The organism is Vannielia sp. SX4, assembly GCF_052828525.1.
Window position 1 is genome coordinate 1,704,951 of record NZ_CM128247.1, and the last position, 13,274, is coordinate 1,718,224.

General features: G+C 66.8%; 18 protein-coding genes. 10 read left to right on the forward strand and 8 right to left on the reverse strand.

Annotation, left to right across the window (positions count from 1 at the left end; translation table 11 throughout):
- Positions 1 to 55: 55 nt before the first annotated feature.
- Genes ACUXVX_RS08485 through ACUXVX_RS08500 form a run of 4 tightly spaced genes read right to left on the reverse strand, consistent with a single transcriptional unit; the run spans position 56 to position 1,819 of the window.
- On the reverse strand, positions 56 to 454 hold the full coding sequence (locus tag ACUXVX_RS08485) for a hypothetical protein (protein ID WP_446311183.1): 399 nt from the start codon (positions 452 to 454) through the stop codon (positions 56 to 58).
- A gap of 23 nt (positions 455 to 477) precedes the next feature.
- On the reverse strand, positions 478 to 858 hold the full coding sequence (locus tag ACUXVX_RS08490; protein WP_446311184.1) for a type II toxin-antitoxin system death-on-curing family toxin: 381 nt from the start codon (positions 856 to 858) through the stop codon (positions 478 to 480).
- Positions 855 to 1,139: a hypothetical protein gene (locus tag ACUXVX_RS08495; RefSeq protein ID WP_446311185.1), complete on the reverse strand. Its 285-nt coding sequence runs from the start codon at positions 1,137 to 1,139 to the stop codon at positions 855 to 857. Before ACUXVX_RS08495 ends, ACUXVX_RS08490 begins: the two co-directional genes overlap by 4 nt.
- Before the next feature lie 56 nt (positions 1,140 to 1,195).
- Positions 1,196 to 1,819, reverse strand: coding sequence for a TIGR02453 family protein (locus tag ACUXVX_RS08500; protein ID WP_446311186.1), 624 nt, complete (start codon positions 1,817 to 1,819; stop codon positions 1,196 to 1,198).
- Between the two features lie 156 nt (positions 1,820 to 1,975).
- On the opposite strand from ACUXVX_RS08500, the gene ppk2 reads away from it, so the two are divergent.
- From ppk2 to ACUXVX_RS08530, 6 genes are all read left to right on the forward strand, one after another.
- Positions 1,976 to 2,893 (forward strand): polyphosphate kinase 2, encoded by a 918-nt coding sequence (gene ppk2 / locus ACUXVX_RS08505; protein ID WP_446311187.1) that lies wholly within the window; start codon positions 1,976 to 1,978, stop codon positions 2,891 to 2,893.
- A gap of 127 nt (positions 2,894 to 3,020) precedes the next feature.
- On the forward strand, positions 3,021 to 3,680 hold the full coding sequence (locus tag ACUXVX_RS08510; protein ID WP_446311188.1) for a DUF1007 family protein: 660 nt from the start codon (positions 3,021 to 3,023) through the stop codon (positions 3,678 to 3,680).
- Entirely contained in the window at positions 3,662 to 4,666 is a 1,005-nt protein-coding gene (locus ACUXVX_RS08515) for a nickel/cobalt transporter (RefSeq protein ID WP_446311189.1), read from the forward strand. The genes ACUXVX_RS08510 and ACUXVX_RS08515 overlap by 19 nt, the downstream gene beginning before the upstream one ends.
- 322 nt (positions 4,667 to 4,988) lie before the next feature.
- The gene (locus ACUXVX_RS08520) at positions 4,989 to 6,374 is read left to right on the forward strand and encodes an MATE family efflux transporter (protein WP_446311190.1); all 1,386 of its coding nucleotides are present in this window, start codon (positions 4,989 to 4,991) and stop codon (positions 6,372 to 6,374) included.
- Positions 6,375 to 6,476: 102 nt separating this feature from the next.
- Positions 6,477 to 7,397 carry a DUF4123 domain-containing protein gene (locus ACUXVX_RS08525; protein WP_222469988.1) on the forward strand — a complete coding sequence of 307 codons (921 nt, stop codon included), beginning with the start codon at positions 6,477 to 6,479 and terminating at the stop codon, positions 7,395 to 7,397.
- Between the two features lie 260 nt (positions 7,398 to 7,657).
- Positions 7,658 to 7,918, forward strand: a complete 261-nt coding sequence (locus ACUXVX_RS08530) for a YjhX family toxin (RefSeq protein ID WP_222469987.1) — start codon at positions 7,658 to 7,660, stop codon at positions 7,916 to 7,918.
- A 90-nt stretch (positions 7,919 to 8,008) separates the two neighbouring features.
- Here the strand turns inward: ACUXVX_RS08530 and ACUXVX_RS08535 are convergent, their stop codons facing one another.
- A complete protein-coding gene (locus ACUXVX_RS08535) occupies positions 8,009 to 8,164 on the reverse strand; it encodes a hypothetical protein (protein WP_222469986.1) in 156 nt (51 codons plus the stop codon).
- A 92-nt stretch (positions 8,165 to 8,256) separates the two neighbouring features.
- Entirely contained in the window at positions 8,257 to 8,670 is a 414-nt protein-coding gene (locus ACUXVX_RS08540; protein WP_222469985.1) for a hypothetical protein, read from the reverse strand.
- 246 nt (positions 8,671 to 8,916) lie between these two features.
- Between ACUXVX_RS08540 and ACUXVX_RS08545 the strand changes: the two genes are divergently transcribed.
- A complete protein-coding gene (locus tag ACUXVX_RS08545; RefSeq protein ID WP_446308452.1) occupies positions 8,917 to 9,369 on the forward strand; it encodes a DUF2267 domain-containing protein in 453 nt (150 codons plus the stop codon).
- 192 nt (positions 9,370 to 9,561) lie between these two features.
- Here the strand turns inward: ACUXVX_RS08545 and ACUXVX_RS08550 are convergent, their stop codons facing one another.
- Positions 9,562 to 10,764, reverse strand: coding sequence for a pyridoxal phosphate-dependent aminotransferase (locus ACUXVX_RS08550; RefSeq protein ID WP_446311191.1), 1,203 nt, complete (start codon positions 10,762 to 10,764; stop codon positions 9,562 to 9,564).
- 91 nt (positions 10,765 to 10,855) lie between these two features.
- Here ACUXVX_RS08550 and ACUXVX_RS08555 point away from each other — a divergent pair, with 91 nt between their 5' ends.
- The 3 genes from ACUXVX_RS08555 (at position 10,856) to ACUXVX_RS08565 (ending at position 12,162) form a co-directional block, all read left to right on the forward strand.
- Positions 10,856 to 11,263, forward strand: coding sequence for a helix-turn-helix domain-containing protein (locus tag ACUXVX_RS08555; RefSeq protein WP_222469982.1), 408 nt, complete (start codon positions 10,856 to 10,858; stop codon positions 11,261 to 11,263).
- Complete coding sequence (locus ACUXVX_RS08560; protein ID WP_446311192.1) at positions 11,260 to 11,529, forward strand: FAD assembly factor SdhE; 270 nt, start codon at positions 11,260 to 11,262, stop codon at positions 11,527 to 11,529. The genes ACUXVX_RS08555 and ACUXVX_RS08560 overlap by 4 nt, the downstream gene beginning before the upstream one ends.
- 135 nt (positions 11,530 to 11,664) lie before the next feature.
- Positions 11,665 to 12,162, forward strand: a complete 498-nt coding sequence (locus ACUXVX_RS08565; RefSeq protein WP_222469981.1) for a MarR family winged helix-turn-helix transcriptional regulator — start codon at positions 11,665 to 11,667, stop codon at positions 12,160 to 12,162.
- A gap of 345 nt (positions 12,163 to 12,507) precedes the next feature.
- Here the strand turns inward: ACUXVX_RS08565 and ACUXVX_RS08570 are convergent, their stop codons facing one another.
- A complete protein-coding gene (locus ACUXVX_RS08570) occupies positions 12,508 to 13,254 on the reverse strand; it encodes a DUF1194 domain-containing protein (protein WP_446311193.1) in 747 nt (248 codons plus the stop codon).
- Positions 13,255 to 13,274 lie beyond the last annotated feature (20 nt).

Here is a 13,274-nt window from a genome sequence, read left to right on the forward strand (position 1 = left end):
GGCGGGGCGGGGAAAGCGGATGTGGGCTGTTGGCGCGGCGGGCGGATTGCCCGGCCTAGGCGCGGGTGCAGGTGAGCAGCCAGCTGTTGGCGTAGTGGTTGCCTTGGGCCGTGAGCGTGACGTTGAATTTGCCTTCGCGGTCGATCTCATCGGCCGGGCGGGGCGGAAGGACGAGGAGGTCGACACTGGCGCGATCTTCGCGTTGCGCGATGGTGTCGAGCAGGTCGCGCCGGGTGACGGCGTAGGTGGCGGTGTAGCCTTCAAAATCGGCGGAGCGCATGGTGAGGGTCACGCTGTTGCGCTGCGGGGTCAGCTCGTAGGTCTTGCGCAGGTTGGCCTCGATGAAGGCAGTGTCGTCCTGCGAGAAGGTGGTGAAGGCCTCGACGGTGCAGGCGTAGGTTTCGGCAAGGGCCGGGGCGGCGGTGAGCATGAAGGCGGCGGTGAGGAGGCGCATGTCGGGTCCGTTCAGGGGGAGGCTTACGCGCGGGCTTTCTCGCGGAGCCAGCGGGCGAGGTCGATGTCGTCGAGCTTGCGTTGGGCGAGGGCGATGATCTTGTCGCCGGCTTCCTGCACGTTCCAGTCGAGAGTTATGCCGTTTGCTTCAAGGCAAAAGTTCATCGCATCGAAGGCGGTGCGCTTGTTGGCATCGTTGAAGCAATGGCCGCAGGCGATGGCCTGGGCGTAAGCGGCGGCGAGATCGAAGACATCTTCGATCATGCCGTAGATCAGCCGGTTGTCGACACGGGCGAGGGCGCCGTCGAGCGACTTGTCGACGGCGCGGCCCTGGAGTTCGCCGGGGTTCAGTGCGGCGTCGTGCAAGGCCTCCACCAGCTCTGCGGAGAGCAGGACAAAGTTCATTTATCTTTCAGGTAATCAAGCACCGGCTGGACCCGCTCACGGGAGCTTTCGAGATAGGTCTGAAGCTCATCCATCGTGGCCACGCGCGGCTCCTCTTCGGGAGTCGCGGCCTCGGGAACGAGGTAGCCGACGACGCGGGAGTTTTTCATGATGGCGACGGGTTTGCCGTTGGCGCGGTCGAGCACCTTCTGCGGCTCGCGCAGTTCGGTCATTGTGCAGCTTTGGCTGGCGAAGATGCGGTTCATCGGGGTGCGCTCCTGAATGTGCAGTCGAATGTACATTCTATTGCGCGAAATTTCAAGCGTTCAGAGCGGGTGGGGTCGGGTCACGCACCGCCCTACGGGTTGACGAGCCAATGCCAGACGGGGGCGAGGCGCTCGAAGGCTTCTGTCGCGATTTCGTCAACGGGGCGGGGATCTTCCGGGTCGAGATCGACCCAGGCGGAGAAGCCCTTGTGGCGGAGCAGCGTGGCCCGGGGGTGGTCTGCCGGGTAGGGGGCGGGCACGCGCTTCAACTCGGGTTCGCGGAGGCGGAAGGGGGCGATCAGACGCTCCAGCTTTTCGCCCGAGGGGCCGGCGACGGCGGCGCGCCAGCGGTCGAGTTGTGGTTTGGAGAAGCCGAACTGGCCTGCTCCGGCAACCAGCCTGTCGGGGTCGATACCGAGGAAGAAGGCGGGAGTGTCACGGTCGCCGCTTTCGGACCAGAGCATGTGGAGGTGCGCCTTGTAGGGTGTCTTGTCCTTGGAAAAGCGGGTGTCGCGGTTCTGGCGGAAGATCTTGGGGCGCATCTCGTGGCCCGTCAGCGCGGTGAGGCGGGCGGCGAGAGCCTCGGCGAGGGCCTTGCCGGGCTGGGCAACCGTCTGCTCGTATTCGGGCTTATGCGCCATGAACCAGTCGCGGCTGTTGTTGGCGGCCAGCCGGGTGAAGAAGGCGCGGGCATCGGGGAGGAGGGTGGTGAACATCGCGGGGCTCCTTTGGGCCTGATGGTTGGGGCGCGGAGCGGGGCCGTCAAGGCGGCCGGGTGCCTCTGCTGACAGGCCGCCGGTTTGAGGCGTGTCAAAGCGGGGCGGCGGCGGGCGGGGTAAAATGGGCGTGGGGAACAGAGAAGGAGTTTGCCGATGCCCGAGGATACCGCTGCAATACCATCCAGCCTTGCCAAAGATGCCGCGCCGCTGCCCAGCCCGCAGCCGGACAGCCTGCGTCAGGCGTTCGAGCGAGGGGACTACCCCTATGACACGCGGCTGAGCCGTCGGAGCTACGAGGCGCAGAAGGCGCAGCTTCAGGCGGAGCTTCTGAAGGTGCAGAAGTGGGTGGCGGAGACCGGCCAGAAGATCGTGGTGCTCTTCGAGGGGCGCGATGCGGCCGGGAAGGGCGGGACGATCAAGCGGTTCATGGAGCATCTGAACCCGCGGGAGGCGCGGGTTGTGGCGCTGAACAAGCCCTCGGAGAAGGAGAAGGGGGAGTGGTTCTTTCAGCGCTATATCGAGCATCTGCCGACGGCGGGGGAAATGGTTTTTTACGACCGCTCCTGGTACAACCGGGCGGGTGTGGAGCGGGTGATGGGGTTTTGCAGCCCCAATGAATACCTCGAGTTCATGCGCCAGACGCCTGAGTTGGAGCGGATGCTGGTGCGCTCGGGGATCCGCCTCTTCAAGTACTGGTTTTCGGTAACGCAGGAGGAGCAGCAGGCGCGTTTTGCCAGCCGCGAGACCGACCCGCTGAAGCGCTGGAAGCTGTCGCCCATCGACAAGGCGAGCCTTGATATGTGGGACGACTACACCGAGGCGAAGGAGGCGATGTTCTTTTACACCGATACGGCGGATGCGCCTTGGACCATCGTGAAGAGCGCCGACAAGAAGCGGGCGCGGATTGCCTGCATGCGGCATTTTCTGGCGAGCCTTGATTATCCGGGGCGCGACATGAAGGTGGTGAAGGGGCCGGACCCGAAGCTGGTGAGCGCGGGGGCGCATGTGGTGCATGGGGCCGATCACATCCTGGGTGCGGCGTTGCATCCGGATTTGCGGCGGGGCGGGTGAAGGCCGGAGGGGTTTGGCGCTGGCCATGCGGGAGTCGAGGCAAGTGCTGACTTCCGGTGGGTCACGTTTCGCTCAGGGCATCCGTGGCCGCTTGAGGCGGCTTTGGGGCCGCTGTAGGGTCGCCGCCATGAAACACTGGTTGACAGCTTTGGCACTGACGGTGCCCGGCGCGCTCGGGGCGCATCCGCATGTTTTTGTGGAGACCGGCTTTGAGGTGATCTTCAACGACGCCGGGCTGATCGAGGCCGTGCGCGTGAACTGGCGCTATGACGAGCTGACCTCACTCTACGTGACCGAGGAACGCGGGGTGGACAGCGACTATGATGGCGAGGCCACCGAGGCCGAGCTGGAGGCGCTGCAGGGGTTCGACATGAACTGGCCCGAGGGGTTCAAAGGCGACACCTATCTGACCGTCGACGGCGTGGCGGTGGCACTTGGCCCACCCGAGGAGATCGGCGCGGGGTTCGAGGGGGGCATGGTCTCTTCCAGCCATCTGCGGCGGCTCGCGGATCCGGTGGACCCGGCGAAGGTGGTGGTGCTCTCGCCCTACGATGAGACCTATTATAGCGCCTATGAGGTGACCTCGGAGACGGTGCTGACCGGCCGCGAAGGATGCCGCGCGGAGTTGTGGGTGCCTGACTACGATGCTGCCGCCGAGCAGTTGCAGGCGGCGCTGGACGAGCTTCAGGGCACAGCGCAGGCGCAAGGCATGGACGAGGCGGAGTTTCCGCCGGTGGGCGACATGTTTGCGCAGGAGGTCCGGGTCGCGTGCGACGCTGGATCGTAGGCGCGGCGCTTCTGCTGGCCGTGGTGCTGGCGGGTCTTTGGGCGAGCGGCGCGGTGGAGGTGCTGGGGCGCTGGGCGGCTGCGGCGCAAAAGGAATTTCAGGGCAGCATGGCCGGGGCGATCCGGGCGCTGAAGGCGGGCCAACCGGCTGCGATCTGGGGGCTGATCGGGCTGTGCTTTGCTTATGGCGTGGTGCATGCCGCCGGGCCGGGGCATGGCAAGGTGCTGATCGGCGGTTACGGGCTTGGGCGGCGGGTGCCGCTGGTGAAGCTCTCGGTGCTGGCGCTGCTGTCCTCGCTGGCGCAGGCCGCGGCGGCGGTGCTGCTGGTTTACGGCGCGATTGCGCTGCTAGGCTGGGGCGGAGACCGGGTCGAGGGGCTGACCGAGGAGGTGCTGGCCCCAGCGAGCTACGGGGCGATTGCGCTGATCGGGCTCTGGCTTTCGTGGCGCGGGCTGCGCGGGCTGATGCGGCGGGCGCAGGGTGATGGAGACGGGCATCACCATCATCACAACCATGATCACGACCACGGCCATGACCACGGCCACGTGCATGACCACGGCCATACGCATCATCACGCGCACCATGACCACCACGATTACAGTGGTTCGGGCGCAGTTTGCGAGACCTGCGGCCATGCCCATGGGCCGACGTTGGAGCAGGTGGAGCAGGCGGGGAGCCTGCGGGATATGCTGCTGCTCATCGCAGGCATCGCGATCCGGCCCTGCACGGGGGCGTTGTTTTTGCTGGTCATCACGTGGCGGCTCGGGCTGGCGGGCGCGGGCGTGGCCGGCGCCTTTGCGATGGGGCTGGGCACGGCGCTGGTGACGATTGCGGTGGCCATCATGGCCGTGACCCTGCGCGAAGGCACATGGTCGGCGCTGGAGGGGCGCGGCGGGGCGCTCAGGGTCGCCGGGCCGGTGCTGGAACTGGTGGCCGGGGCGGTGGTGGTTCTGGTCGCCGGGCAGTTGCTGCTGCGGGCGCTCTGAGCGGGCGCAGGGCGGGAGGTGTCCCGCCGGCGGGGGAGGCAATCAAGGCAGACCGGCGAGGGCCGACCCGCCGCGCGCAGCGAGGTTGCCAGATGCACACCGCGCACAGCGAGGCTGCCCGACGCCTCCCGAGCGAAGCGAGGCTATGAGGCGCCCGCCGAGCGCAGCGAGGCTACCGGATGCCCGCCGAGCGCAGCGAGGCTATCAAATGCCCCCCGAGCGCAGCGAGGCGACCAGATGCCGACCGAGCGCAGCGAGGCCTGTGAAACTCTGCTGACAGCATGGGTCTTGCCCCGGCGGCAGCAAAGCCCTAGCAGGGGCCATGCGCGATCAGATGACATATGCGGGGCACGCCAAGGCGATTCTGCTCCTCGGGCTGCCGCTCGTCGGCGGGCATTTGGCGCAGATGGCGATCCAGATCACCGACACGCTGATGATGGGCTGGTACTCGATCCCCGGCCTTGCAGCGATGGTGCTCGCCGGCACCTTCTGGATTGTGGCCTTCATCTTCTCCATCGGCTTCAGCCAGGCGGTGCTGCCTCTGGTGGCAGAGGCCAGCGAGCGGGGCGAGGAGGGGGTGCAGCGGCTGCGGCGCGTCACCCGGATGGGCTTCTGGCTTTCGGCCTTCGCTTGGGCCGGGTTTCAGCCTGCGTTCTGGTTCTCCGGCCCGATCCTCGTGGCGCTGGGGCAGGACCCGGAGCTGGCCGCGATGGCGGAGGGCTACCTGAGAATCGCGGGCGTGGCGCTGCTGCCGGCGCTGATCACCATGGTGCTGAAGAGCTACCTTTCGGCGCTGGAGCGGACCTCGGTGCTGCTCTGGATCGCCATCGTGGCGGCGGTGGTCAACGTGTTCCTCAACTGGGTGCTGATCTTCGGCAAGTTGGGCGCGCCGGAGTTGGGGCTGATCGGCGCGGCATGGGCCTCGCTCACCGGCCACGTGCTCTCGGCGCTGCTGCTGGCGCTCTACGCGGTGCGGATCTTCCCCGAGCATGGCATCTTTCATCGGCTCTGGCGGGGCGATGCAGGGGCGCTGGCACAAGTGTTTTCGCTCGGCTGGCCGATTGGCCTGACGCTGCTGGCCGAGGTCGGGCTCTTTGCCTTTTCGTCGCTGCTGATGGGCTGGATCGGCACCATTGCGCTGGCGGCTCATGGCATCGCGATCCAGATCGCCAGCGCGACCTTCATGGTGCATCTCGGCCTCTCCAACGCGGCCACCATCCGGGCGGGCAAGGCCTTTGGCCGGATGGATGAGCCGGCTCTGCGGCGGGGGGCGACGGTGTCGCTCACGCTGAGCATCGCATGGGCAGTGGTGACGCTGGCGGCCTATCTCGCCTTCCCGGCCTTCCTGATGGGTCTCTTCGTGGACCCTGCGGAACCGGCGCGGGATGCGATCCTTGCGACCGGGGTGGGGCTGCTGGCGATGGCCGCCCTGTTCCAGCTTTTCGACGGGGCGCAGGTGACGGCGATGGGCCTGCTGCGCGGGGTGCAGGACATGCGGGTGCCGATGTGGATTGCCGCCGTCTCCTACTGGGGTATCGGCGCGCCACTGGCCTGGGCGCTGGGCTTCCCGGCGGGCTGGGGCGGCATGGGCGTGTGGTTCGGCCTCGCGATGGGGCTGGCGGCGGCGGGCGTGCTGCTGCTCTGGCGGTTCTGGGGCCGCTCGGTGAAGATCGGCGCGCTGCGGCCGGAGGCCATGGCGACCGCCTGACGCGGGCGGTTTTGCCCACGGCGCAGGGCGCGGCTGCGGCCCCCTTCCGCCCCTCGGCCAGTGGTGCTAGGCAGGTGCCGCAACGGCAGAGTGGAGGCCCCGATGAGTGACAATGCACCCAAGGACCATTTGGGCAGCCTGTTGCGGCGCCTGCCGGGGCGGATCTTTGCCGTCATCGACGGGGCGCATTTTGACGACCTGCCGGGCCGGATCCGCGATGTGGGGCTGGAGGCGCTGCCGCTTTTCACCGATGAGATCGACCTGCCCGCGCTGGGCCGGGGGCCGCATCTGGTGGCCTGCCCGAACCTCTTTGCGGTGGAGCAGGTGACGGATGTCTGCGCAGGTGTGCCGGCGGTGGTCTGGTGGGACTGGCCGGATCAGGGCGAGAAGACGGCGGGCAACATCTTTGCCCATCTGCGGCGGTTGAACCTTGTGGAGATCCCCGCCAACCGGGCCGAGCCGATCGTGGGCCGCAGGCAGGTGGGCGCGGTGGACAGGGGCGCCGGCTGGGAGACGGTGCTCTTCCGCCACGGCGACCCCAACGTGATGTCACTGCTGTTGCCGGTGCTGGATGACAGCCAGCGCGGGCAGCTTTTTGGCGCGGCGCTGTCGGTGGCGATGCAGCCGCCGGGGGGCGAGGTGACGCATACGAAGAACCCCAGCCACAACGCGCCGCCGGAGTTTGGCCGTTTGCGCCTGTCGTCTGAGCAATATGACGAGCTGGCCGGGCAGCATGGCCGCGGGTTGCGCCGCCGTGCGGTGCTGGAGCTTGGGCCGGAGATGCCGGGGCGCAGCACCGAGGAGAAGGTGGCGCGGATCGAGGATGCCTACGACCGGGCGGAGAGCTTTGGCTGCATGACCCTCGACCAGATCTGGGAGTTCATCCATCTCGACAAGCGCTGGGGTGCGCGGTTTGAGCAGGCGAAGGGGCACGAGAAGGTGCTGGAGGCGCTGAAGATGGCCGATGCCAGTGCCGAAGAACGGCTCTGGCGGGCGGAGATGGAGCTGGGCTTCGCCAAGTAGGGCGGGCGTTGGCGGCTCATTGTATTTCTGAAGGGTGTCCAGAGGGGCAGCGGCCCGGCCGGGAGACGGGTCACGTCCCGGCCTACTGTTGCTTTGGCGGTCGCGCTGGGGCATAGACGCTGCAACGGTCCGGCGTTCGGGCCGATGGAGCTTTGATGCCAGAGATTGCATGAGGTCGCCGCCCCGCGTGGGTGGCAGCTGAGAGACAGGACGGGCCCCGGGAGGGCCTGAGCCTTCTTCCATGCATTCCAGAGACTTCAATGAACATTTCGAGAGACGAACAGCGGGCGCTGCATGTGCTGGCCCGTGGAGGCCTGATCCGCCATGAGCGCGGCGCGGGCGGCAAGGTGCTGGCGGTGACCTGCTTCACCCATGACGGTTTGGTGCTGGAGAGCTGCGATTTGCAGCTCTTTGCCCGGCTGCGCAAGCGTGGGCTGATCCAGAGCCGGGGCGGCGCGCCCTACAGGATTTCGCTGAAAGGGCGGAGGGCGGTGCGGGCGCAGCCCGACAATGCCGCGTGACGGGTCGGGCAGACCGGACCCGCAAAACGCAAACCGGGCGGCAGGCTGGTGCCTGTCGCCCGGCGATATCTCGGGGCCGTTGGGCGGCGCTCAGGAGAGCAGCTCGTCCTCGGTGATGACCTCGTCGGTCGGCAGAACCTCCACGCCGTTGGCGTCGAGTTCGGGCTCCGGCTCGGCCTCGGGGGCGGGCTGCACGCAGGCGGCGAGGGTAAGGGCCAGAAGGAGGGGCAGCGTCTTGCGGATCATGGGTGTCCCTTTCAAAGTGATTAACGATGCATGGCGGCAGATTGGCAGGAAAGCCGGGGGCAGGCAACAGGCCTGCCTCGGCGCGAGGCCGCTCAGCCCTGCTCGCGGGCGCGCATCAGCCGATCGGCCTTTTTGCGCACCAGAACCGAGCGCAGATCGTGCATGGCCAGCAGCAGCGCGTCGGTGACCTCTTCGAGCTGATCGTCCTCGGCCTTGGACTGCACCCATTGGGTGGTGATGTTGAGGTAGTCGACCGCGCGGTGGATGTCGTCGATGTCGCGGCGGGCCAGCAGGGCGGTGCGCTCGGTCATCCACTCGGTAATGGCGGCGATGTCCTCTTCGGTGAGCTTGTGGTCACCGTGGGGTTTCACCTCGCCGTTCTTGATGTTGATCACGGCGATCTGGTCCATCTCGATCCTGCGCTGGCGGTTCTCGGTATCGACCCGGAAGGCCATTGCCCCGTTTTCCCGCACCCGGAAGTAGTAGTCCGGCAAATCGCCTGCCATCGGCCTCTGTCCTCGTTCGTTTGCAGTTGGATAGCAGGCGGAAGGGGGCGGCGCTAGGTGGGGGCGCTGGGTGGGATCGGCGGAGGCACGATGTGGCTGCGGGCTGAGGGGGAGGATGAATTCGCTGCGGTTGCGCGAGTGGCGGCTTTGCGGGACAAAGCTGTCGTTGGTTTCTTCGACAAATACCGGGGAGTTAGGTAAACGTGTCGGCGACGATGCCGGCAAAGGAACTAGCGACCCATGCCAATGCCGTGGACATATCGGCACGCCTCCAAAGAATGGCGCGCTTTCCTTGATGACGTGAAAGAGCGCATGTCTCTCGAGTCAGACAACATGGCTTACACGGCGGTCGATGCGGTCTTTCAGGTGTTCCGGCGTCGTCTGACTGCTCAGGAGGGTTTGAACTTCGCAAGTATCTTGCCCAGCGTGCTTCGCGCGATTTTTCTTCAAAATTGGGATGTTACGGAGCCTCGCGCGGCGTTTGGCGACCGAGAGACGCTACTCTCGGAAGTCAAGCAGGTGCGGGTGAACCACAACCTAACGCCGGACAATGCGATTGAGGCGACGGCATGGGCGGTTCGGCGCTGCACCAACGGAAGAGACTTCGAGCGCGTTTTGGCCAAACTCCCAGCTGAAGCGCGCGCCTTCTGGCATGTCGACGTTGCCGATCCTGCCGAGCTGGAGCAACGGATCATTTAGCGGATTTGCACCATTCGGAAGGTTTGGGCTCATAGCCGCCCTTAGCCGCGCCGTTTTCGAACGCGGTCTCAGGGCCGGAAACTGACCTGCTCCCCCAAGCTCAGGTCATCCTTCAAATGAAAAGGCCCGGCGTTTTGGGCCGGGCCTTTTGGTCTGGTGGTGGGCAGATTGCCCAGCTTTCGTTCGCCTGCCCTACATCAGCCCGGCGCAGAAGGCTTGGATGCGGGTGCAGGCTTCTTTCAGGTTCTCGTCGGAGGTGGCGTAGCTGACGCGGAAGTTGGGCGAGAGGCCGAAGGCGGCGCCGAAGACGGCGGCGACGCCTTTTTCTTCGAGCAGGGCGGTACAGAAGTCTTCATCGTTGGAGATGAGCTTGCCGCCCTCGGAGGTCTTGCCGATGCAGCCTGCGACATCGGGGTAGACGTAGAAGGCGCCCTCGGGGGTGGCGCAGGTGATCCCTTTGGCCTCGTTCAGCATGGCGACCACGAGGTCACGCCGCCGCTTGAAGGTCTCGTTGTTGGGGGCGATGAAATCCTGGCTGCCGTTCAGCGCCTCGACGGCGGCCCATTGGGACACCGAGCAGGGGTTGGAGGTGCTCTGCGACTGGATCTTGCGCATTGCCGCGATCAGCTCCTTTGGCCCGGCGGCATAGCCGATGCGCCAGCCGGTCATGGCATAGGCCTTGGAGACGCCGTTCACGGTGAGGGTGCGCTCGTAGAGCTGCGGCTCGACCTGCGCGGGGGTGCAGAACTCGAACCCGTCGTAGACGAGGTGCTCATACATGTCGTCGGTCATCACCCAGACGTGGGGGTGGCGCAGCAGCACGTCAGTCAGCGCCTTCAGCTCGTCCCAGGTGTAGCCCGCGCCGGTGGGGTTGGAGGGGGAGTTGAAGATGAACCACTTGGTCTTGGGCGTGATTGCGGCTTCGAGCTGCTCGGGCGTCAGCTTGTAGTTGGTCTGGGCCTGAGCCTCGGCCACCACCGGGGTGCCGCCTGCGAGCAGGGTCATGTCGGGGTAGGAAACCCAGTAGGGGGCGGGAATCACCACCTCGTCGCCGGGGTTCAGCGTGGCCATCAGCGCGTTGTAGAGGATCTGCTTGCCGCCGGTGCCGACAGAGACCTGCGCGGGCTCGTAGGACAGCCCGTTGTCGCGCTTCAGCTTGGCGCAGATTGCCGCTTTCAGCTCGGGAATGCCGTCTACGGCTGTATATTTGGTCTTGCCCTCTGTTATAGCCTTGATGCCCGCCTGCTTGATGTTGTCGGGCGTATCGAAATCGGGCTCGCCTGCGCCGAGGCCGATCACATCCTTGCCCGCGGCCTTGAGCTCGGCGGCGAGGTTGGAGACGGCGATGGTGGGCGAGGGCTTCACGCGCGAGAGCGTGTCGGAGAGGAAGGCCATGATGGGCTCCGGTCTGAGTTCGGACGGGGCCGAGTAGTAGGCCCGCAAAGATGAGCGTTCAAGCGCCAATCCGGCGCGGAGAGGATTTGAGATGGAGAGCGAGAGCGGCAGCTGGTTCGATGCCGAGACGGCCACCTTTGGTGACAGGGTTGCGGGCGCGCGCGAGGCGTTGGGCTGGAGTCAGAAGCAACTGGCCGAGCGGCTGGGGGTGAAGACCAAGACGGTGAAGCATTGGGAAGCCGATGCCAGCGAGCCGCGGGCGAACAAGCTGCAGATGCTGGCCGGGATGCTGGGCGTGTCGATGCGCTGGCTGCTTTCGGGCGAGGGCCCGGGGATCGATGCGCCGCTGCCCGAGGGCGTGGTGCCTGCCGCCGCCCCGGCCGAACTGGCCGGGCTGCTGGCGGAGATCCGCGCGGTGCGGGGCGAGATGGTGCTGCAGGCCGAGCGGCTGGAGCGGCTGGAGACACGGCTGCAATCGGCGCTGGAGGCGACCGAATGAGCGCGGGCGGGGGCGAGACGCGCGAGGTGCGGCTGAAGCGGCTGAAGATCCGCGCATGGCGGCGGGGCATCAAGGAGATGGACCTGCTGCTGGGCGGCTTTGCCGACAACCGGATGGCGGAGCTGAGCGAGGCCGAGCTGGATGACTTCGAGGCGCTGATGGAGGAGGCCGATCAGGACCTGCTGCGCTGGGTCACCGGGCTGGAGCCCGCGCCCGAGGCGCATTTGCCGATGTTGCGCCGGGTGGCACCGGAGGCCCGGCTCTAGGCGGCGGCTGCGGCAGGGTTGCGCGAGGAACGGCGCGGAACTGTCGATGATCTGCGGAAAAATTGTCAGGACTTAACGAGTTCTAAGGGTTTCGAACGGTAAGGGGGTGCCAGACAAGAACTGGCGGAGGTGCCAATGAGCATCCATTCCCCCGTCGCCCCCAGCCTGAGGCAGGGTTTCATGGGCGGCTATCTCGAGACGCTGGCGCTGGTGGAGCGGCTTCACCGATTGCTGCTCGACGTGATCAAGGACGAGTTCGAGCGCGTCGGCGTGCTGGAGATCAACGCGGTGCAGGCGCTGCTGCTGTTCAACGTGGGCGACAACGAGGTCACTGCAGGCGAGTTGAAGACGCGCGGCTACTATCAGGGCTCGAACGTGAGCTACAACCTGAAGAAGCTGGTGGAACTGGGCTACATGCACCACCAGCGCTGCGAGATCGACCGCCGCTCGGTGCGGGTGCGGTTGACCGAACGGGGCCGCCACATTCGCACGCTGGTGGCGGAGCTGTTCGAGCGCCACGCCGAGGGGCTGCAAACCAGCGGCGCGATCGACATGGACGGGCTGGAGGTGATCACCGCCGCCCTGCGCCGGATGGAGCGCTACTGGGGCGATCAGATCAGGTATATTTATTAGGCGAGCGGCGGGCGGTCCCCGTGCAGAGCCGCTTGGGCAGAGGGCTGCTCCCACGGAGGGGGCGGCCTTTTGTGGTTCTTGGGGAGCGGTGCAAGTGGGTTTGGGGTGCACTGAGAGGTCGGTGGGCCTAGCTTGAGAGGTCGGCAGGCGGCGGAGCGCGGCCCGGTGCAAAGCGGAGCGAAGCAGCGGGTCGGAGGCGCATCCGAGCGGAGCGAGGTGCTTCGCCGAATGCGCGCCCGAGTTCCACGAGGCTAACGGTGTCGCTCCCGAGCGCAGCGAGGCCACCGCGCACTGCGCCGAGCGCAGCGAGGGGCGTATCGGTGCGGGTGTCTGGTGAGGGCTGGCTCAGGGGTTGGCGGCGAGGCGGGTGGGGCCGGGCAGGGCGGTCATAGGGGCGCCTTCGAGCTCCTTCAAGAGCTTGCGGGCCATCGCCTCGGCGTAGCTCTCGAAGTTTTCCGCGGTCATCACGAAGGCCGCGGGCCCGTGGATCACCTGCGCCTTGTAATAGGCGGAGAGCTCGGCGAGCGAGGGGTCGGCGTGGTCGGCCGGTTCGCCGCCGATGGTCAGACCATTCACCACGATGCCTGCGAGTGGCGCGGTGCCGCGCACGTCCTGCGGGCGGGGGCCGGTGTTGTTTTTGCCATCGCCGGAGAGATCGATGGTGCGCTTGGGGCAGGCGGGGGCGCGGGCGATGAGGCTGGCGCCGTAGAGCATCGCCGCGCCGATGGCGGTGGTATGGGGCGCGGGCTGGCGGGGCATCTCGCGGAGCCGCCCGGTGACACTTGCCAGTGCCTCGGGTGAGGTGATGGCAATCCAGTCGATCAGCAGCCGCTGGAAGCTCTCGTCGGACCATTCATAGACCGCGAGCAGCACCGGGCGCTCGGTGCCGGTGAGCAGGGCGGTTGTGACCTCGGGGTCGCTAAGCGCATCGGCCAGACCATCGAGCTGGAGGCGGTACTCGCGCTGATCCACGGAGCCGGAGACATCGAGACCGAGCGCGAGGGATTGGCGGCAGGCGTCCTGCGCGGCGGCCGTGGTGGCGCATATGGCCAGCGTCAGCGCGAGCAGCGGAGGGCGGAGCGGGGGGTTCACACCCCCGCACCCCCGTGGAG

Bases quoted from the DNA above. Each gene is read 5' to 3' on its own strand.
- ACUXVX_RS08485 (WP_446311183.1), bottom strand. From the start codon at position 454: ATGCGCCTCCTCACCGCCGCCTTCATGCTCACCGCCGCCCCGGCCCTT.
- ACUXVX_RS08490 (WP_446311184.1), bottom strand. From the start codon at position 858: ATGAACTTTGTCCTGCTCTCCGCAGAGCTGGTGGAGGCCTTGCACGAC.
- ACUXVX_RS08495 (WP_446311185.1), bottom strand. From the start codon at position 1,139: ATGTACATTCGACTGCACATTCAGGAGCGCACCCCGATGAACCGCATC.
- ACUXVX_RS08500 (WP_446311186.1), bottom strand. From the start codon at position 1,819: ATGTTCACCACCCTCCTCCCCGATGCCCGCGCCTTCTTCACCCGGCTG.
- ppk2 (WP_446311187.1), top strand. From the start codon at position 1,976: ATGCCCGAGGATACCGCTGCAATACCATCCAGCCTTGCCAAAGATGCC.
- ACUXVX_RS08510 (WP_446311188.1), top strand. From the start codon at position 3,021: ATGAAACACTGGTTGACAGCTTTGGCACTGACGGTGCCCGGCGCGCTC.
- ACUXVX_RS08520 (WP_446311190.1), top strand. From the start codon at position 4,989: ATGCGCGATCAGATGACATATGCGGGGCACGCCAAGGCGATTCTGCTC.
- ACUXVX_RS08525 (WP_222469988.1), top strand. From the start codon at position 6,477: ATGAGTGACAATGCACCCAAGGACCATTTGGGCAGCCTGTTGCGGCGC.
- ACUXVX_RS08530 (WP_222469987.1), top strand. From the start codon at position 7,658: ATGAACATTTCGAGAGACGAACAGCGGGCGCTGCATGTGCTGGCCCGT.
- ACUXVX_RS08535 (WP_222469986.1), bottom strand. From the start codon at position 8,164: ATGATCCGCAAGACGCTGCCCCTCCTTCTGGCCCTTACCCTCGCCGCC.
- ACUXVX_RS08540 (WP_222469985.1), bottom strand. From the start codon at position 8,670: ATGGCAGGCGATTTGCCGGACTACTACTTCCGGGTGCGGGAAAACGGG.
- ACUXVX_RS08545 (WP_446308452.1), top strand. From the start codon at position 8,917: ATGCCGTGGACATATCGGCACGCCTCCAAAGAATGGCGCGCTTTCCTT.
- ACUXVX_RS08550 (WP_446311191.1), bottom strand. From the start codon at position 10,764: ATGGCCTTCCTCTCCGACACGCTCTCGCGCGTGAAGCCCTCGCCCACC.
- ACUXVX_RS08555 (WP_222469982.1), top strand. From the start codon at position 10,856: ATGGAGAGCGAGAGCGGCAGCTGGTTCGATGCCGAGACGGCCACCTTT.
- ACUXVX_RS08560 (WP_446311192.1), top strand. From the start codon at position 11,260: ATGAGCGCGGGCGGGGGCGAGACGCGCGAGGTGCGGCTGAAGCGGCTG.
- ACUXVX_RS08565 (WP_222469981.1), top strand. From the start codon at position 11,665: ATGAGCATCCATTCCCCCGTCGCCCCCAGCCTGAGGCAGGGTTTCATG.